20 protein-coding genes and 1 riboswitch are annotated in these 17,485 nt (G+C 68.5%); of the genes, 7 read left to right on the forward strand and 13 right to left on the reverse strand.

All coding sequences use genetic code 11. The annotated features are described in order from the left end of the window. Nucleotides 1-133 precede the first annotated feature (133 nt). Nucleotides 134-481 (forward strand): DoxX family protein, encoded by a 348-nt coding sequence (locus tag BAY61_RS22435; RefSeq protein ID WP_091809536.1) that lies wholly within the window; start codon nucleotides 134-136, stop codon nucleotides 479-481. Between the two features lie 22 nt (nucleotides 482-503). On the opposite strand, the gene BAY61_RS22440 is transcribed toward BAY61_RS22435, so the two are convergent. Next, on the reverse strand, nucleotides 504-1,238 hold the full coding sequence (locus BAY61_RS22440) for a hypothetical protein (RefSeq protein WP_091809534.1): 735 nt from the start codon (nucleotides 1,236-1,238) through the stop codon (nucleotides 504-506). A gap of 34 nt (nucleotides 1,239-1,272) precedes the next feature. Further along, the gene (locus tag BAY61_RS22445; protein ID WP_091809533.1) at nucleotides 1,273-2,040 is read right to left on the reverse strand and encodes an IclR family transcriptional regulator; all 768 of its coding nucleotides are present in this window, start codon (nucleotides 2,038-2,040) and stop codon (nucleotides 1,273-1,275) included. 91 nt (nucleotides 2,041-2,131) lie between these two features. Between BAY61_RS22445 and BAY61_RS22450 the strand changes: the two genes are divergently transcribed. After that, nucleotides 2,132-3,115 carry a substrate-binding domain-containing protein gene (locus BAY61_RS22450; RefSeq protein WP_091809531.1) on the forward strand — a complete coding sequence of 328 codons (984 nt, stop codon included), beginning with the start codon at nucleotides 2,132-2,134 and terminating at the stop codon, nucleotides 3,113-3,115. Between the two features lie 7 nt (nucleotides 3,116-3,122). On the opposite strand, the gene mgtE is transcribed toward BAY61_RS22450, so the two are convergent. From mgtE to BAY61_RS33390, 4 genes are all read right to left on the reverse strand, one after another. Continuing rightward, on the reverse strand, nucleotides 3,123-4,454 hold the full coding sequence (gene mgtE, locus BAY61_RS22455) for a magnesium transporter (protein ID WP_091809530.1): 1,332 nt from the start codon (nucleotides 4,452-4,454) through the stop codon (nucleotides 3,123-3,125). Nucleotides 4,455-4,500: 46 nt separating this feature from the next. Next, complete coding sequence (locus tag BAY61_RS22460) at nucleotides 4,501-5,076, reverse strand: class F sortase (protein WP_091809886.1); 576 nt, start codon at nucleotides 5,074-5,076, stop codon at nucleotides 4,501-4,503. A 49-nt stretch (nucleotides 5,077-5,125) separates the two neighbouring features. Beyond that, on the reverse strand, nucleotides 5,126-5,659 hold the full coding sequence (locus BAY61_RS22465; protein ID WP_091809528.1) for a hypothetical protein: 534 nt from the start codon (nucleotides 5,657-5,659) through the stop codon (nucleotides 5,126-5,128). Nucleotides 5,660-5,843: 184 nt separating this feature from the next. Next, nucleotides 5,844-6,800: a hypothetical protein gene (locus BAY61_RS33390; RefSeq protein WP_143021449.1), complete on the reverse strand. Its 957-nt coding sequence runs from the start codon at nucleotides 6,798-6,800 to the stop codon at nucleotides 5,844-5,846. Between the two features lie 159 nt (nucleotides 6,801-6,959). Here BAY61_RS33390 and BAY61_RS22475 point away from each other — a divergent pair, with 159 nt between their 5' ends. Beyond that, nucleotides 6,960-7,307 (forward strand): iron chaperone, encoded by a 348-nt coding sequence (locus BAY61_RS22475; RefSeq protein ID WP_091809525.1) that lies wholly within the window; start codon nucleotides 6,960-6,962, stop codon nucleotides 7,305-7,307. Nucleotides 7,308-7,381: 74 nt separating this feature from the next. Continuing rightward, the gene (locus BAY61_RS22480) at nucleotides 7,382-7,987 is read left to right on the forward strand and encodes a dihydrofolate reductase family protein (protein WP_091809524.1); all 606 of its coding nucleotides are present in this window, start codon (nucleotides 7,382-7,384) and stop codon (nucleotides 7,985-7,987) included. Here the strand turns inward: BAY61_RS22480 and BAY61_RS22485 are convergent. Genes BAY61_RS22485 through BAY61_RS22495 form a run of 3 tightly spaced genes read right to left on the reverse strand, consistent with a single transcriptional unit; the run spans nucleotide 7,962 to nucleotide 10,851 of the window. Next, the gene (locus BAY61_RS22485; RefSeq protein ID WP_091809522.1) at nucleotides 7,962-8,777 is read right to left on the reverse strand and encodes an ABC transporter ATP-binding protein; all 816 of its coding nucleotides are present in this window, start codon (nucleotides 8,775-8,777) and stop codon (nucleotides 7,962-7,964) included. The two genes, BAY61_RS22480 and BAY61_RS22485, sit on opposite strands and share 26 nt — an antisense overlap. Then, nucleotides 8,774-9,829 (reverse strand): FecCD family ABC transporter permease, encoded by a 1,056-nt coding sequence (locus tag BAY61_RS22490; protein ID WP_091809520.1) that lies wholly within the window; start codon nucleotides 9,827-9,829, stop codon nucleotides 8,774-8,776. Before BAY61_RS22490 ends, BAY61_RS22485 begins: the two co-directional genes overlap by 4 nt. Next, nucleotides 9,826-10,851, reverse strand: a complete 1,026-nt coding sequence (locus BAY61_RS22495; RefSeq protein WP_091809518.1) for an ABC transporter substrate-binding protein — start codon at nucleotides 10,849-10,851, stop codon at nucleotides 9,826-9,828. The genes BAY61_RS22490 and BAY61_RS22495 overlap by 4 nt, the downstream gene beginning before the upstream one ends. Nucleotides 10,852-10,917: 66 nt before the next feature. Then, a riboswitch (cobalamin riboswitch) is annotated at nucleotides 10,918-11,105 on the reverse strand. Nucleotides 11,106-11,324: 219 nt separating this feature from the next. Here BAY61_RS22495 and BAY61_RS33080 point away from each other — a divergent pair. Together BAY61_RS33080 and BAY61_RS22500 are read left to right on the forward strand one after the other, a co-directional pair. Then, nucleotides 11,325-11,513 carry a hypothetical protein gene (locus BAY61_RS33080; protein ID WP_143021448.1) on the forward strand — a complete coding sequence of 63 codons (189 nt, stop codon included), beginning with the start codon at nucleotides 11,325-11,327 and terminating at the stop codon, nucleotides 11,511-11,513. Between the two features lie 84 nt (nucleotides 11,514-11,597). Continuing rightward, on the forward strand, nucleotides 11,598-13,790 hold the full coding sequence (locus BAY61_RS22500) for a WD40 repeat domain-containing serine/threonine protein kinase (protein WP_143021447.1): 2,193 nt from the start codon (nucleotides 11,598-11,600) through the stop codon (nucleotides 13,788-13,790). Nucleotides 13,791-13,860: 70 nt separating this feature from the next. Here the strand turns inward: BAY61_RS22500 and BAY61_RS22505 are convergent, their stop codons facing one another. The 3 genes from BAY61_RS22505 to BAY61_RS22515 form a co-directional block, all read right to left on the reverse strand. Further along, a complete protein-coding gene (locus BAY61_RS22505; protein WP_091809515.1) occupies nucleotides 13,861-14,685 on the reverse strand; it encodes an SAM-dependent methyltransferase in 825 nt (274 codons plus the stop codon). Nucleotides 14,686-14,877: 192 nt separating this feature from the next. Then, nucleotides 14,878-15,519, reverse strand: a complete 642-nt coding sequence (locus BAY61_RS22510; RefSeq protein WP_091809513.1) for an NAD(P)-dependent oxidoreductase — start codon at nucleotides 15,517-15,519, stop codon at nucleotides 14,878-14,880. A gap of 36 nt (nucleotides 15,520-15,555) precedes the next feature. After that, complete coding sequence (locus BAY61_RS22515) at nucleotides 15,556-16,464, reverse strand: EamA family transporter (protein ID WP_091809511.1); 909 nt, start codon at nucleotides 16,462-16,464, stop codon at nucleotides 15,556-15,558. A gap of 93 nt (nucleotides 16,465-16,557) precedes the next feature. On the opposite strand from BAY61_RS22515, the gene BAY61_RS22520 reads away from it, so the two are divergent. Then, nucleotides 16,558-17,043 carry a MarR family winged helix-turn-helix transcriptional regulator gene (locus BAY61_RS22520; protein WP_091809509.1) on the forward strand — a complete coding sequence of 162 codons (486 nt, stop codon included), beginning with the start codon at nucleotides 16,558-16,560 and terminating at the stop codon, nucleotides 17,041-17,043. A 9-nt stretch (nucleotides 17,044-17,052) separates the two neighbouring features. Here the strand turns inward: BAY61_RS22520 and BAY61_RS22525 are convergent, their stop codons facing one another. Next, nucleotides 17,053-17,436 carry a hypothetical protein gene (locus BAY61_RS22525; RefSeq protein ID WP_091809507.1) on the reverse strand — a complete coding sequence of 128 codons (384 nt, stop codon included), beginning with the start codon at nucleotides 17,434-17,436 and terminating at the stop codon, nucleotides 17,053-17,055. Nucleotides 17,437-17,485 lie beyond the last annotated feature (49 nt).

Here is a 17,485-nt window from a genome sequence, read left to right on the forward strand (position 1 = left end):
CGCACCAACGGGCTCTTTCCAGGGGCGAGGAAAAGGCGCGAACCATGATGGTTCGCGCCTTTTTCGTGTCACATCCGCGCGGCGGCCGGTGTCGGGGTGGTGACAGCCGACCGCACCGCACCAAGGAGCCCCGATGTCCACCGCGCACCTCGTCCTGACCCTCCTCGCCGCCGCGATGGTGGCCTTTTCCTCGGTATCCGTTTTCGTCAAGGCGGCGTGGGTGGTGGAGCCGCTTGCCGACTACGGCATTCCGCGATCGTGGCTGCCGTGGCTCGGCGCGGCCAAGGCGGCCGGAGCGGCGGGCCTGCTCGCCGGTATCGCCGTTCCGTTCATCGGTGTGATGGCCGGTACCGGTCTCGTGTTGTATTTCGCGGGCGCCCTCGTCACGGTGATCAGGGCCCGTTCCTACTCGCACATCCCGTTTCCGTTGCTCTACGTCGCACCGGTGGTCGCCGCGCTGACGGTGGGGTTCGCGAGCTGAACCATCCACACAGGACGGACCGCTACTCGTCCGGTCTGCCCGCGACCAGATCCTGCGCGCTCGTCTTGATCCGCATCACCCTCGCGCGGATCTCGGTGTCCCTTCGCAGCGCGCGCTCGCACCCTACCGGCGCGTAGAACCAGCGTGCCCACGGCGAACCCGGTCTCGCCAGCCGGATGGAACCCACGATGGCGAGCACCGGCACCAGCAGGCCGAGCACCCCGCTCCAGATCTTTCCCTTGAGCAACGTGATCACGACGAAGCACAACATCGGGGCCACGTAGAGGTAGCCGAGAACGGTGGTCAGCCTGGTTCGCTCGCCCGACCCGTTCAGCACGATCACCGTGTCGAACCCGAGCGGGCGGGCACCGAGCAACAACAGCCCGGAAAGCCCCACCACGAGGAAGATCGCGTCGACCGACACCCTGCCCTGCCTGCTCCAGTACACGTCGTCGAGGTGCAGGATGAGCGCGAACTCGTCGAGCACGAGCGCCGTGCCGACGCCGAAGGCCGCCGCCGCTGCCAGCCGCCAGCCGGTCACCTCGCCGTCGAGCACGGCACCGGTGACTCCGCTGAGCACCATCAGCACGACCCCGAACACCATGTGGTGGATGTGCACCCCGCCCGCGGAAACATTGCCGGGCCACCAGCGCACGTTGGCCCTGATCAGCCGCACACTCACCCTGATGATCAGGAATGTCGCGACGAAACCGGTGAAGAAGAACAGCAATCGCAGTTCCGCGTGCCGAGAGAGCATCGGAAACCAGCTCCTCCCTTGCAGGGAGTCAACGTTAGAACGGCCGGTGGCGCCGCGCAGGCCGGTCGGTTACGGCCCTCGACGCTCCTCGCGCCGCGGCGACGACGGCCGCGACGTAGGGCGTCGCCGTCAGCTCGCTCGGCACGACGACGGCCATCGCGGCGACACAGCGCGCGGTACCGTCGGTGATCGGGGCCGCGACGGCCAGCGCGGGAAGCGGCATGCTGCTGTTGGTCACCGCGACCCCCGACCCGCGCACATCGGCGAGCACCCCGCGCAAGGTCGCCGGGTCGGAGAGGGTCCGGTCGGTGAACCGTTCGAGCGGTCCCGCGAGTACCTCCTCCTGCTCCTCAGGGGATGAGAAGGCCAGCAGCACCTGGCCGACGCCACTGGCGTGCAAGGGCAGCCGCCCGCCGATGCGGGTCGCGGTGGCGATCGCGTTCCGCGCGGCGAAGTGCTCGACGACAAGGGCCTCGCCGCCGTCCCGTACCGCGAGCTGCACGTTCTGTCCGGTGGCCTCGTAGAGGTCTTCGAGGTAGGGCCGGGCCGTGTCACGAAGACCACCCGCTCGCGGAGCCGACGACGCGACCTCCCACAACCGCAGCCCGGCCAGGTACCTGCCGTCGGCCTGCCGTTCGAGACCACCCCATTCGGCGAGCGTGCGCACGAGCCGGTGGGCCGTGCTCACCGGCATGCCCGCGCGCCGGGCGATCTCGCTCGCGGTCAGCCCCGACGGCGACTCGCACAGCGCGTCGAGGATCGCGCACACCTTGGCGGCCACGCCGCGCGAGGACGTACTCATGGTTTCCCGACTATAGGGAAGATCGTTGCGCCGACAGGGGGACGGTCACGCACGATGAGCAGCGATCCGGAACACTCGCGAAAGAGGGCTCATGTCACCGGTTTTCACGATGGCCTGTCAGGGATACGACCGCATGCGGCCGTTGCTGGACGGCACGGTCGGCCTCGGCGGCGCCGAGCTGAACTTCCTGGATCTCCCCGTCGAGGAGACGTTCTTCCGGATGCTCAAGTATCGCGAATTCGACATCGCGGAGCTGTCCCTGTCGAGCTATGTGCTCACCCTCGGTGAGGACGCGCCCTTCGTCGCCGTCCCCGTCTTTCCCTCCCGCGCCTTCCGGCACAGCGCCGTCTACGTGCGGCACGACTCGCCGGTCACCGAACCCGCTCAGCTCGCGGGAGGCACCGTGGGGGTGCCGGAGTACCAGATCACGGCGGCGGTGTGGATCAGGGGAATCCTGGCCGAGCTGCACGGACTCGGCGTCGCGTCCGTGCGGTATCGCACCGGAGGTCTCGACGAACCCGGCAGGGTCGAGAAGATCGCGCTCGACCTGCCATCCGACGTGGACGTCGCGCCGATCGCAGAGGGCAGGACTCTGTCCGGCATGCTGCTCGACGGTGAACTCGACGCGGTCTACAGCGCACGCAATCCCGGTCCGTTCAACGCGGGGGGCGGAATCCGGCGGCTGTTCACCGATCCAGAACGAACCGAGAAGGACTACCACGCCAGCACCGGCATCTTCCCCATCATGCACACGCTCGTGATCCGCTCCGACGTCTACCGGCAGCATCGCTGGCTGGCCACCGAGCTGGTGAAATCCTGTGAGCTGGCCAAAACGGCGGCGCTGGCCGGTATCGGCGAGACGGCCGCGCTGCCGTATGCGCTTCCGTGGTTGTGGGCCGAGGCCGAGCGAACCCGCGCCGCGCTCGGGTCCGACTGGTGGCCTTACGGGCTGGAAGCCAACCGCGCGGCGCTGGAGACGTTCCTGCGCTACTCCCACGAGCAGGGGCTGGCCTCCCGGCGCTACGAACCGGAAGAGCTGTTCGCGCCCGAAACGCTGTCGAAGGTCGTCGTGTAGGGCCGGGTCACAACGCCAGCACCGCGCGGGCGATGAGGAAGTAGATGATCAGTCCCGTCGCGTCGACGATGGTCGTGACCAGCGGAGCCGAGATGACGGCCGGATCGATGCCCACCCGTTTCGCCACGAGTGGCATCGTCGCCCCGATCGTGGCCGCCCAGCAGCACACGAGCACGATCGACAACGCGACGGTGACGGCGATCGGAAAGTCGACGAGCAGGGTCCCGACGCCGAGCGCCACCACCGCCAGCATCAGCCCGAGCACCAGCCCGACCCTGCTTTCCCGCCAGGCGACCCGCGGGAGGTCGCGGGTGCGGACCTCGCCGACGGCGAGCGCGCGGACGGCGGCGGTGGCGGCCTGCGCCCCCGCGTTGCCACCCGTCCCGACCAGCAGCGGGATGAACAACGCCAACGTGGTCACCTGTTCGAGAGTCGCCTCGAAGAACTGGAGCACGTTGACGGTGAAGGTCGCGGCGACGATGAGCAGCAGCAACCACACCGCTCGGGACCTCGCCAGCTGGACCACGCTCGCCGACATGTAGTGCCCGCTCAGCGGCGCCGCGGCGGCCTGCCGCGCGACGTCCTCGGTGTCGGCCGCCTCGATGACCTCCACCGCGTCGTCGATCGTGAGCAGCCCCAGCACCCTGTCCTCGCTGTCCACGACGGGCAGGGCGAGCAGGTTCGCCTCCTGCATGAGCCGCGCGGCGGCCTCGGCGTCGTCGGTGGCCTTCACGCGCGGAGTCTTGGTGTCGGCGAGTTCGGTCACCGGCCGCTCCGGCGCGCTCAGTACCAGGTCACGTAGTTCGAGCGTGCCGAGGAACCGCCGGTGATCGTCGATCACCGGCAGGGTGTAGACGGTTTCCGCCTCCTCGCCTCTCGCTCGCACCACGTCGAGTGCCCTCGCCGCGGTGAGGTGCCCCCTGATCGCGACCGTCCTCGGGCTCATGTACCTGCCGACGGAGCCTTCCGGATAGCCGAGCAGCGCCGCCGTCATGGCCCGCGACCTGGGGCTGAGCCCGTCGAGGACCCTGCGGGCGAACTTCGCGGGCGCCTCGCCGAGCAGCCTGGCCCTGTCGTCGGGGTCCATGCCCTCCACGACGTCACCGAACGCCTTGCCGCGCAGTCCGGACAGCACGTTCTGCTGCGCGCCGGGATCGAGTTCCTCGAACACCGTGAGCGCGCTGTCCTTGTCGAGCAGCCGGAACATCAGCACGGCCCGGACCGGGTCGGCTCGGGCCAGCTCGTCAGCGATCTCGTGGGGAGGATGCTCGCCGAGCCACCGCTGTAGTCCCGCGACGTCGCCCTCATCGAGCAGCCCGCTCAAGGTGTTGCCTGTCATGCCCTTCCCTCGCTGGCCGGGAGCCCTGAGCGGAAGGGCCCGCCGTTCACGCCGGTGACTCCACAAGGTGGCCGTAGACGATCAAGTTCTCCTCGTAGCTTCCCTGTTTCCGGTCGAAGGCACCACCGCAGGTGATCAACCTGATCTCGGCGCCGGTGGTGTTGCCGTAGACGGCCTCGGTGGGAAACCGGTCCTTGTCGACAATTTCCGTGCGGTCGACGACGTAGGTGACCACGGACTTGTCCACCCGGTACACGCGCACGAGGTCACCCTCGCCCAGTTCGTGAAGCCGCAGGAAGATGCCAGGGTCGGTGTGCGAGTCGATGTGCCCGAGCACGACGAACGGCCCGGTCTCCCCCGCGCCCGGCCCCAATTCGTACCAGCCTGCCTGCATGGCGTCCTCGACCGGCGGAACCTCGATCGTCCCGTCCTTCTCCAGCCCGAGCGGAATGAGGCTGGACTCCGCTTCGATGCCGGGAATCTCGATCCGGTCAGGCGACTCGGCCGTGCGACCCGCGTTTTCCCCGTTCCGCCCCGCGATGACCACGACGACGGCGAGACCGGCCAGCAGGGCGAGCACGGCCGGAAAGCGGCGCGATCCACCTTGGGAAGTACCTGGCATGGTCGTCTCCACGAAAGCTCCGCGCTCACGGCGAGCGGATGGCCGTGGATCAGCCGCGGGAATCGGCCTTGCGCCGCAACACCAGCCAGGCGCCGACGGCACCCACGGCAACGACGCCGAGCGTGCCGATCAGGCTACCACCTCCGCCTCCGCCGGATGCCTCGTCGGCGGTACCGCCACCACCGGTGTGCGCTGGCCCGGAGGGACGGGTGCTGACCTGCGATCCGGTGACCTCAAGCGTGCCGGTGGCTTGCTTTCCCGCAGTCTGGCACCGCGCGGTGATCGAGTACGAGCCTGCCTGGACGTTCTTGACGGTGCCCTGCCAGGCCGTTCCGTCGGCCGCGGCGTGGATGACCGTGATGTTCGACAGCGCGCCGGACTGCGGGACACTCGGCCCGGGACAGGTCACGCTCGCCACCAGCCGCATCTCGACGAGCGTCCCCGGGCTCGCGGCGGGCGGCGAAACGGCCAGCACGTCGCTCGCCTGAGCCGTCTGGGCGACGGCCGCCGGTGCCCCCACCAGTACGCAGGTACCGATCATCGCCGCGGCGATCGTCGTGGCGAGCCTTCCTTTGCTGCCCATCGGTCCCTCCCGGCCTCGCCGACACTGCTCCCCGCGTCCAAAAGTACTTTTCGAACAGTGCTCGCGCCCGATTCGGCGCCGGTTCGTACCCTTCGGAGCGACAGCGGCCGGTTCACACTTCCCTGATAGCGGGAAAATCGCCGCCGCGATCACGACGGCGATTCGTCTACTGTGGACCAGCCGGTCATTCGCACGCGATGCCGTCGCCGTCACTGTCGAGCCCGTAGATGTCGCTGCCGACGACCTCGACGGGACCACTCACGTACGCGGGCCCGTTGCCGCTGCCTCCAGCGCAGTCGACGTCGGAGGCGATCGGCACACAGCCGGTGTAGTTGGGGTCGCACTGGGACACCGGCGCGGGCGGTTCGACCGGTGGCGGTGGTGGCGGCGCGGGCGCGCTCGGCTCGACGGGCTCCGGCGCCTCCGGCGGTGGCGGAGGCTCGGCGGCCTCGCTCGCCGGTTCGTCGGGCACGGGCTCGACAGTGGACGGAGCGGGCTCGGCGACGGTGCTGCTCGTCGTGGTGACCGCGGTGGCCGGTTCCGCCGTCGTGCTGTCCGCGACCGGCGACGAGGGCTCTTCACTGTCACCACCCGCGCTGAGCAGGCCGCCGAACACCAGCACGGCGACGACCGCCACGGCGATCCACAGCGGTTTACGCCACGGGGGCGGCGCCTGCTCCTCGTGCGCGGGAGGCGGCGGGGGCTCAGCGGGAGGTGACGCGGTCACGGCAGGCAGGTACCGCGTCTGTTCTCGCTGAACCGGGATCATCGTCGGAACCGTCGGTTCCGTGCCTGTCGTGTGCGAAGGAAGCCGGAGCAGCACCTCCAGCTTCCGGTCCCCTGCCTGGATCAGCGCGGCGCAGCCGGGCCGCCCGCCCCGTTCCAGCACGCGGTCGATCATCGGTTCGTAGCGCCGCGACATGAGGTAGGTCAGCTCACCCACCCGGTGACCGCCGATCCTGACCTCGACGGCGCGTTCGCCCTGGTACTTGCCCGAGGCGATGGTGCACCAGGCCAGCTCCGCGGTCACACTCGCGCCGCTGTTCCAGCCGGAGAGAATGTCCTGGTGCCGCTCCTCTCGGGTCACCGCGACGGCGACATCGCCTTCCAGCAGCACGAAATCCCGGGAATTCCCATCCACAATTCACTCCGATGCAGGACGAATGAGGTATGTCCGGAAATCGGAAAAACATCGGTGGCGTTACCGGAAAATTCGCACGAATAGCACCGGGAAAAGGTGATCGTGTCACGAAACCCTCGCGCTCTCGCCGGGGAGCGCGAATCGGTGCAGGATATGGACATGGGTGAGGTCACCGATTACGTCGGCACACTGGAGGAACCGGCTCGTTCACTGGTCGGCAAACTCATCGCCCACGCGGGTGAGCTGGTTCCCGAGCACGAGGAGGGCATGAGTTACGGGATGCCCGCGCTGCGCTATCGGGGGCGCCCGCTGGTCAGCATCGTCGTGACTCGGCGGGGTTATTCGTTGTTCCCCTTCAGCTCCACCGTGGTCGCGACGGTGACCGAAGGTCAGGACATCGAGACGACCAAGGGCGGCATCCGGTTCACCGACGCGAGGCCCGTTCCGGTCGCCGTCGTCGAGAAAGCAGTGCTGGCGCGCAAAGCGGAGATCGACGCGAGCTACTGACCCGGCGCGAATCCTCCGATGAGTTTTCCGCGCTCCCCTGGTCTACCCCCACCGAACAAGGATCGGAGCCCATCATGAGCAAGGTGACCTGTGGTATCGCGATGTCGGTCGACGGATTCGTCGCCGGGCCGAACCAGACCCGCGACAACCCGCTCGGCGAGATCGTCGGCGACCGGTTGCACACCTGGATGTTCGAGGAGCCGGAGGCCAACGCCGCCGAGATCGCGAAAGTGACCTCGGGAGGGGCCTACGTCATGGGCCGCAACATGTTCGGCCCCATCCGAGGCGAGTGGAACCCGGAGGAGGAATGGACCGGCTGGTGGGGCGAGGACCCGCCGTATCACGCTCCCGTATTCGTGCTCACCCATCATCCGAGGGAACCGGTGGTGATGAAGGGCGGCACCACCTTCTACTTCGTGACCGACGGCATCGAAGCCGCGCTCGCCGAGGCGAAAGCCGCGGCGGGCGATCGCGACGTCGCGATCGCCGGTGGTGCCTCGACGGTGAACCAGTACCTCGCGGCCGGGCTGATCGACGAGCTGGACCTGCACATCGCCCCGGTACTGGTCGGCGAAGGCGAACGGCTGTTCACCGGCGTGGGGAACCTCGATCTCGAACGGACCCGCGTGCGCGCGACCGGCCTGGTCACCCACGTCAGTTACCGGTTTCCCAGCCGGTGACCGCCGCGCGGGTCGTTCCGAGAAACCGCACGTGCGGACGGCCGCCCTCGCCGACGGGCGTCACCTCGGCGCGGACGCCGTAGACCTCGGCGATCAGGGCCGAGGTGACGATGTCCCCCGGCTGCCCCTCGGCGACCACCACCCCCTTGTCGAGTACGACGAGCCGGTCGCAGTACATCGCGGCGAGATTCAGGTCGTGAAGCGCGATCAACGTGGTCACCGGCAAACTCGCCACGAGCGCGAGCAGCTCCAACTGAAACTGGATGTCGAGGTGGTTGGTCGGCTCGTCGAGCAACAGTTCCCGTGGCTGCTGCGCGAGTGCGCGCGCGAGCTGGACGCGCTGCCGTTCCCCGCCCGACAGGGTGCGCCACGACTGTCCTGCCAGCTCGGTAAGCCCGGTGTGGGCCAGTGCCTCCGACACGGCGGCCGTGTCGTGCTCCTTCACACCCGCCCACGCCGAGGTGTGGGCGATGCGGCCGAGCCGCACGACGTCCCGCACCGTCAGCTCCACCTGGGTGTCCGCCTGCTGTTCGACCACCGCGATCCGGCGGGCAACGGCCGCGCGGCGCAGCCCGGCAAGCGGCTCGCCGTCGAGCCGGACCACCCCGCTGCCCGGAGCACGCAGCCCGGCGAGCAGCCGCAGCAACGTCGACTTGCCGGAACCGTTGGGACCGAGCAGCCCGACGGTGGCGCCGTGCGGCAACGAGATGTCGACGCCGTCGACGATGAGCCTGCCACCCGCCGACCAGCTCACCCGCTCGGCGCTGAGTCCCCGCTGTCGCTGGCTCACCGGCCGAACCTCGTGCGATACAGGACCAACACGAACGCGGGGACGCCGATGAGGGCGGTGACCACGCCGACCGGTATCTCCTGCGGGTCCAGCAGCGTGCGGGCCGCGGTGTCCACCCACACCAGGAACACCGCGCCCGTCACGGCGGCGACCGGAATCAATCTGCGGTGGCCTGATCCGACGAGCGCCCTCGCCGCATGCGGCAGGACGAGCCCGATGAACCCGACGGCGCCGACCGAACTCACCAGCACCGCGGTCAGCAACGCCGTCACGCACAACAAGACAAGCCGGGTCCTCGCCACCGCCACCCCGAGGCTCGCCGCCGCGTCCTGGCCGAACGCGAACCCGTCGAGCGATGTGGAGTAGCCGAAGCACACGAGCAGCACCCCGCCGAGCACCACCGCGCACACCAGCACCTCGGCCCAGCTCGCCGACGCGAACGAGCCGAGCAGCCAGAACAGCACCCCCCGCGTCGTTTCCGCGTCGGCGGCGGTGAGCACGATGAACGAGGTGAGCGCCGAGAACAGCTGCATGACGGCGACCCCGGACAACACGACCCGTTCCGTCGTCGCGCCCAGCGTCTGACCGAGCACGAGCAGAACGCCGAACGACAACACGGCGCCGACGAAAGCACCGCCCTGCACGGGAAGCGCCCCGCCACCGACGCCGAGCACGATGACGAACACGGCACCGGTCGAAGCTCCGGACGACACTCCGAGCACGAACGGATCGGCCAGCGGGTTGCGCAGCAGTGCCTGCATCACCGCCCCGCAGACGGCGAGGCCCGCGCCGCAGACAGCGGCAAGTAATGCCCTCGGCAGTCTCAGGTTCCAGACGATCCCGGTGCGAATCTGACTCAGTCCCGATTCTCCGAGCCCCGTCTTCGCCGCCAGCACCGACCAGACGTCGCCGACACTGAGGTCAGCGGGCCCGATCGTGATGGCGACGGCGACGGAAACGGCGAGCACGGCAAGGCCGAGTGCACAGAACCAGACCGTGCCGAGCCCGCGTACCCTCCTCGCGAGCCCCGTGGTCTCTACCGTGTCGATCACCCGGCGAGCCCGAACTCCCGCAGCCCCGCCGCGACCTGTTCGGTGCCGTCGACGATGCGCATGCTCGGGTTCAACGCCTGCCCGCTGAGCAGGATGTAGCGCTTGTTGCGGACCGCCGTCATCTTGTTCGTCACCGGATGCGATTCAAGGAACTCGATTTTCTTCTCGGCCGCCTCCGCCGTCTGGGACCGGCGGGTCAGATCCCCGATGACCAGTACGTCGGGGTCGCGATCGGCGACGGTCTCCCAGTTGATCTGTGGCCATTCCGCCGAGGTGTCGTCGAAGACGTTCTTCAGCCCAAGCGCCTCGGTGATCACCCCCGGCGCGCCACAACAGCCCGCGAGATAAGGGGATTCGGCGTTGGCGAACCAGTACAGCACGCTGACGTCGTCTACATGGGACTCTTCGGTCGCCGCTCGCATCCGTTCCTCCAGTTCGGCGACGAGCTCGTCCCCTCGCTCCTCGACGTCGAAGATCGTGGCGATGTCCCTGATCTCACCGTAGATGTCGGCCATGGTCAGCGGAGCCGAACGCACGCCGTCGCCCTCACCGGAGTTGTCCTTGACGCAGTCGCTCGGCGAAATGTAGGTCGGCACGCCGAGTTCGCCGAACTGCTTCCGGGTCGCCACGCCTCCCGTGCCCAATGTGGACACGAAAGAGGCCGCGACGAAATCCGGCTCGGTGGTGAGCACCCGCTCGAAGGAAGGCATGTTCTCGGCCAGCCTCGGAACCGACGCGTTCGCCTGTTCCAGTTCGGGCAGAACGGGGTCGGTCCAGGTCGCCGTTCCCGCCATGCGGTCGGCAAGCCCGAGCGCGAGCATGATCTCGGCGCTGCCCTGGTTCAGCGCGACCGCCTGGCGCGGGGGCGCGGGAATCGTGACCCGCTCGCCACAGTTGTCGACGACCTTCGGGTAACCCTCCACCCTCGGTTTTTCCGCCCCCTGCCCGGAACTCGTGGCACAGGCGGAACCGGCGAGGACGATCACGAGCAACGGAACGAGGAACGAGAAGGAGCGCGGCATCGGCCATCCCCTGCGTCGAGGGCCCATGCGCGGGGCCCGTTCGTACGGTTTCCCCTCGCCCGGCATGACCGGACTCGGGCGCCAGCAGGTCTTCGGACTCGGGGTCAACCGGGCGGAGACGCCTTCCCGGACCGGGGTCCAGTGGCCGTGTTCCCGCCCGTCGCCGCTCACCGCTGCGCGTCAGCTCCGGATTCTCACCGGATTCCCTGACCCACGTCATGGGCGTGGGTACGACTGGCTCCGGCAAGTTAACACGGCCAGGCGCGGCGTCAGGAAGGTCTTCATGGCGCGGCCCACACGGAATCGCCGAGATCCGCGCCCAGGCCAGCGAGATCCGCACTCACGTCGGCGAGATCCGCACTCACGCACACCAGTAACGGGTCGGACACGTTGAGTTACTGTCGTGGCCGTGCGGGCGCTCAGGTGGAGCGCCGGTGGATCGGCAAGGTAGCTCGCATTTTGCACGGAGCCGGATGGCTACCCGCTCTGACGAGCGACCGGTGGGTGAGTGCCGCAGGTCAGCCGAGCGGGATGCGGAACTCGGCGACCCGAGCGCGGAACTCGCCTACCCGAGTGCAGATCTCGGCGGCGTGAGCGCGGAACTCGGCGGCGTGGGCGGGGGACTCGCGGTCCGGCTCGCCGCACGGTTTTCGACGTTGTGATACCGCGGCGCGAGGTTGTTTGGAAGGATCTTGGGGTTGTTGTCGTCATCTGCTGGGGGCGTTGTGGGGTTGCGGGTCACGGATGTGAGCGCGGTGGGGCCATACCGGGTGCTCGGCGAACTCGGCAGGGGCGGAATGGGCCGAGTGCTGCTGGGGTGCGGTGTCGACGGGCGGCTTGTCGCGATCAAGGTCGTGCACGAGCAGTTCGCGGTGGACGAGGGGTTCAGGGAACGGTTCCGGCGGGAGGTGGAGGCGTCCCGCGTGGTATCGGGGGCCTACACGGCGGCTGTCGTCGACGCGGACGCGGACGCGCGGTTGCCGTGGCTGGCTTCGGTCTTCGTGCCAGGGCCTTCGCTGGACGAGGTCGTCGGAGTCGCGGGCGGGTTGCCGGTCGAGTCGGTCATGCGGTTGACGGCGGGGCTGGCTTCGGCGCTGGTCCGGATTCACGGCGCCGGTCTGGTGCACCGGGATGTGAAGCCGTCGAACGTGTTGCTGGCCGACGACGGTCCAAGGGTGATCGATTTCGGGATCGTGCGGGCCGCGGGCGACGGTGCCGACGGACTGACCCGATCCGGTTGGCTGGTGGGCTCTCCCGCGTTCATGTCTCCCGAGCAGGCCCGGGGCGAGGTGGTGTCGGGCGCCTCCGACGTGTTCTCGCTGGGATCGGTCGTGGTGGCCGCGTGTTCGGGGGTGTCGCCGTTCGCGGGCGGCGCGACGCTGGAGACGCTGAACCGGATCGTGGGCGGGGTCGCGGACGTGTCGGGCTTGCCGCGCGAGGTGGCGCGGGTCGTGGAACCGTGCCTTGCCAAGAACCCTGGAGACCGGCCCTCGGCGGTGGAGCTGGTGGACCTGATCGGGCCGATCGCTCCTTCGGTCCGGCCGTGGCCGGCCGACGTGGAGGAGTTGATCCGCCTGCGCTGGGGCGACGTGGCGCGGTTGCTCGATCCGGACACGACGCTGCTGACCGAGGACCCCGCCGGTGAGGCCGGCGGCGGGGCACGCATGGTGCGCGTACACACCCGCGCCACCAACACAGACAACGGCGACAACACAGACAACGCAGACACGGGCGACACCGACACCGCCACCAAAACCGGCCTGCCGCCGACGCGCGTCGAAGAGCCGTCCACCGGCACCCTGCACGACAGCGACAGCGACAGCACACCGCCGCCGAAGGACACGGCGATCGTCGGCTCCGGCCACGCACCCGCAGGGCGCCGCTCGCTCAAGATCGCGCTCGCCGCCGTTCTGGTGATCGCCGGTGTCGTGGCGTGGACGCTGCGCCCGCAAAGCACCGCCACGACGGAGGAACCGGCAGCGGCGCTCGAACAGACCGGCGTGTTGACGGGACCCACCTCCGTCAGGGACGGCGTGTTCAGCCCGGACGGCCGCATCATCGCGACCGAATACCAGGACGAGACCGTGCAGTTCTGGGACGTCGCCAGCCGCAAGCAGGTCGGTCAGATCATCGGTCCCGTCACCGGACTGACCAACGTCGTGTTCACCCAGGACAACAGCACCGTCATCACCTTGACGATCGACGGGATCGTGCAACGGTGGGATGTGAACACCGGCAGCCGCATCGGCGAACCATTCGAGATCACCACCGGGCCGAACTGGGACGTGAGCGGCGACGGCTCGACCATCTTCATGCAGACCTACAGCGGTGGCACCGAGATCTGGGACGTCGCGAGCGGCGAACTGACCACGATTGTCGACGACGGCGGCTTTGCCGCCATCAACCACGACGGAAGCACCATGCTGATCTCCGGTTCCGCGGAGAGCAGCTTCGACGAAGAGAAGAACTATTCGACCGTCCGACTGTGGGATGTGGACAGTCAGCAGGCCCTTGGCGAGACGATCACCCTTCCGCAGGACGGTAGCTACGAATACCTGATCAGCCGGGACAGCAGCAGGCTGCTGACGATCTCCAGGGCAGCGGAAGGCACTGTCCTGCGACTGTGGGACACCGCTAGCGGGAACCAGATCCGGCAGCCCATCGACATCCACGTCAACCTGGACGCGATGGAAGCCCACAGCATCCTCAGCCCCGACGATCGCACGATCATGACCATCGAACGCAGCGAGGTGCGGTTGTGGGACGCGGAGAACGGGCGCGAGCTCGGCTCCATCGACGCTGACCACGCGCGAACCGACGAATCCGAAGAGGACGAAGACTCCGAAATCCACTCGGCGAGGTTCAGCCCCGACGGGAAGACACTGGCGACGGCCAACGACGACCACACCCTGCGGCTCTGGAAGATACCGGAGCGCTGACCCGACGAGGCGCAACCGTTGCGGCGCAACGGATTCGCGTGGCCACGGCGCCGTGGCCACGCGAGCGCCGTCAGTTCTTGCGGCCGACTCCACCGGTCATGAACCGCACGCCGATGGTGGTGGCGTCGGTGACGAGCTCGTCGGGCCGCCACAGCGGCAAGGGCACGATGCCGGGAGGCAGAATCTCCATGCCGTCGAAGAATTCCGCGAGTTCGGCCGGGGTGCGCACCCTGCCGGTGCCGAGCTGCGACAGCAGAACCCGTTCCAGCTCCTCGCTTTCCGGCGAGTCACTGAGCCTGGTGAAGTTGGTGATGAAGAAGTAGGAGCCGGAGGGAACGGCGTCGAGCAGCGCCGACACGAGCCCCTTCGGGTCTTCCTCGTCCATGAGGTGATGCAGGATCCCGCACAGCATCACGCACACCGGCTGGTCGAAGTCCAGCAACTCGCGCAGGTCGGGGTGAGCGAGCACCTCGGCGGGATTGCGAATGTCGGCGGTGACGACCTTCGTGTTCGGGTTGTCGGCGAGGATCGCCCTGCCGTGGGCGAGCACGATGGGGTCGATGTCGACGTAGACGACCTTGGCTTCCGGGTTGGCCTCCTGCGCGACCTCGTGCGTGTTGCGCGCGGTGGGCAGTCCCGAACCGAGGTCGAGGAACTGGGTGATTCCCTTGTCCTTGGCAAGAAAGCGCACCACCCGATGCAGGAGCGCCCTGTTGTGCAACGCGATTTCCTTGAGCTCCGGCATGACCCCGAGGCTGGCCTCGGCGACCTGCCTGTCGATCGCGTAGTTGTCCTTGCCGTTGAGCATCACGTCGTAGACCCGCGCGGCGGTCGGCAGGCCGTCGTCGAGCACGACGACCTCGGACTCGCTCGGTGTGGTGTGGTCGGTAGACATTTCTTGCGTCGTCTCCTCGTCATCCTCGGCGCATCGCGGTGCCCGACATCGTAGAGGTCACGATGCCACACCCTGTGTCGGGAGTCACCAGCCCTCCGTTTTCGTTGCCCCGTATGGCACCTTCGACAACGACCTGCGCCTACTGTCCGTGACATCGGCGATTACCTTGCGGCACAAGGGTCGCCGGATACGTCAGTAGGCCGCTGTGAATCTGGCTCCGCGCGAACGCGGTGTCTCCGCCTCGTCCAGCAACGCCACCGCGAAATCCTCCAACGAGATGACCGAGGATCCTTCGTCGTCGACGACGAGTTCGTCACCGCCACGGCGGTACCGGCCCGTTCGCTGCCCTGGTACGAGGGCGGCCGGCGGGCTCGCGTAGGTCCAGTCGGTACCTTCGGCCTCCGCGCACACGTCGAACTGGGCGAGGCAGGCGAGCGCGATGTCGCGATACCCGGCCGACAGGTACCTCGGGTCGTCGAGCACCCTGCGTCCCCCTGTTCCCGGTACGACGAGACCGGCGGCCCCGCCGACGACGACAAGCCGGGTACCGGCCTTCGCGGAACCCGCGAGCAGGGCGCGCGTCATCGCCACCAACTCTTGCTCGCGTCCCTCTGCCGGCCGGGTAGCCGCGACGACGACGTCGTGTCCCTCGCTCAATGTCGCGACGGCGTCGGGGTCGCTCACGTCGCCGACAGCGACGGCGACCTCCCCGGGAAGCACCGAGGCGCGCTCAACCGACCTCACGACCGCGGTGACGCGGTGTCCTCGCCGCACTGCCTCGGCGACGACCCGTCCGCCGACGTTGCCGGTCGCACCGAACACGATGATGCGCATCTGATCCGTTCCTTTCGTTACTGTCACCGGTCGCCCTTACCTGGCGACCGGAGTCGGGGTTTCCTCGGGAAGAAGGGGCGCCTCCCGGCGTGGGCGCCGCGCGATTTGGGTGCTCGCCAGTGCCGCGAGCACGATGACCGCGCCCACCGCCTGGAGCGGTGTGAGCGACTGACCTAGCGCAAGCCAGCCGAGCGCGGTCGCCACCACGGGACTGAGCAGGCCGAGGAACGCGGCGCTCGTCGGCGACATCATGCTGATGCCCCTGAACCACAACGGGTAGGCGATCACGGCACCGACGATCATGAGGTAGCCGTAGCCGATGAGGTTCTGCCCGCTCAGGTCCGTCGGCGGGGTTCCTTCGACGAGGAGCATCACCGGCAGCAGCACGAGCCCGCCCGCCACGAGTTGCCAGCCGGTCGTCGCCAGCGGCGACGCCGGTGAGCGCCAGCGCTTGCTCAGCACGACCCCGGTCGCCATCACCAGCGCGCCGCCGAGCGCCGCCAGTACACCGATGACGTCGAGCCGCGCCTGCGCCCTGAGCACGAGCAGGCTCACGCCCGCGACACCCGCGATCCCCGCGAGCAGCATCCTCGTCGTCAGCTTTTCGCCGAGCAGCAGGAACGACAGCCCCATCGCGAGCAGCGGCTGGATCGCGTTGACCGTCGCGGCGACCCCGCCGGGAAGCCGGTACGCGGCAAGGAAAAGCAGCGCGAAGAAGGCGCCGATGTTGAGGGTTCCGAGTACGAGCGAGCGCCACCACCACGACCCGCGTGGCAGCTTCCTGGTGACGGCGACGAGCAACAGCCCCGCCGGAAGCGCCCGCAGCACTGAGGCGGTGAGCGGCCGGTCGGGCGGCAGCAGCTCACTCGTCACGGCATAGGTGGTTCCCCAGACCATCGGAGCGATCGCGGTCAGCAGCACGACGTTCCATCGGTTGTTTAGCACTAAGCTAAAGTAGCTCACTGCTAAGCTACTTGGCCAGACCTGTCAGGTACCTCACTGCTAAGGTATTGACATGCGCCGTTCTGGACTTCCCCGATGACCGACCACGTCGACCGCATCCTCGACCAGTGGGCGACACAGCGTCCGGACCTCGACGTATCGCCCATGGCGGTACTCGGCAGGATCAAGCGGTTCGCCCGCGTCGCGGAGGCCGAACTGGCCCGCACCTTCGCCGCGCACGGCCTCGACGCGGCCTCCTTCGACGTGCTCGCGACCCTGCGCCGCAACCCGCCGCCGCACCGGATGACGCCGACCGAGTTGATGCGCGACGCCATGGTCACCTCGGGCGCGATCACGCAGCGGCTCGACCGGCTCCAGGATCGCGGGCTGGTGACGAGAGTCCGCAACGACGCGGACGGCAGAGGCGTTCACGTCAGCCTCACCAAGGCGGGCAAGGTACTTGTCGACAAAGCACTTCCCGATCACCTCGCCACCGAGCAGCGGGTACTCGCGGCGCTGGGCACGCGGGACCGCGACGAACTGGCCCGCATACTGCGGACGCTGCTGGAATCCTTCGACTGACCGCGAAAATCACGCCGGTCGGCCGCGAAGGGCGAACACCTCGTCGAAGACGCTCCACCCGTCGAACTCCTCGGCCCCGTCAATCAGCCCACCCCTGGCCGATACGCTCTCCAGCAGCGCCCTGACCGTGCCGGGCAAGTGCAGATTCAAGGTTCTGTCCGGCGCGGTGCCGACGCGTCCCGACGGGATCAGCCCGTCGGGAACGATCCGGCCGGGACCTTCCCGGAAAACGATCCGGAGCCGTCTTTTGGCCCCGTCAGGACGGATGCCGAGAATTTCGCGGCACCCGGCATAGCGGCCGTCGCCCAGCGCGTCGTGGTCGTGACGCAAGGACCAGAGGAACAGCCTGCCATCGACCACGAGCCGTCGCGCGCTCTTCTCCTTGCGGGCCATTGCCCGATGTTAGCGGCCGGTGACTCGGCCGAAACCGAGTCACCGGCCG

This window comes from Prauserella marina (assembly GCF_002240355.1).
In the GTDB taxonomy this organism is placed as follows: domain Bacteria; phylum Actinomycetota; class Actinomycetes; order Mycobacteriales; family Pseudonocardiaceae; genus Prauserella_A; species Prauserella_A marina.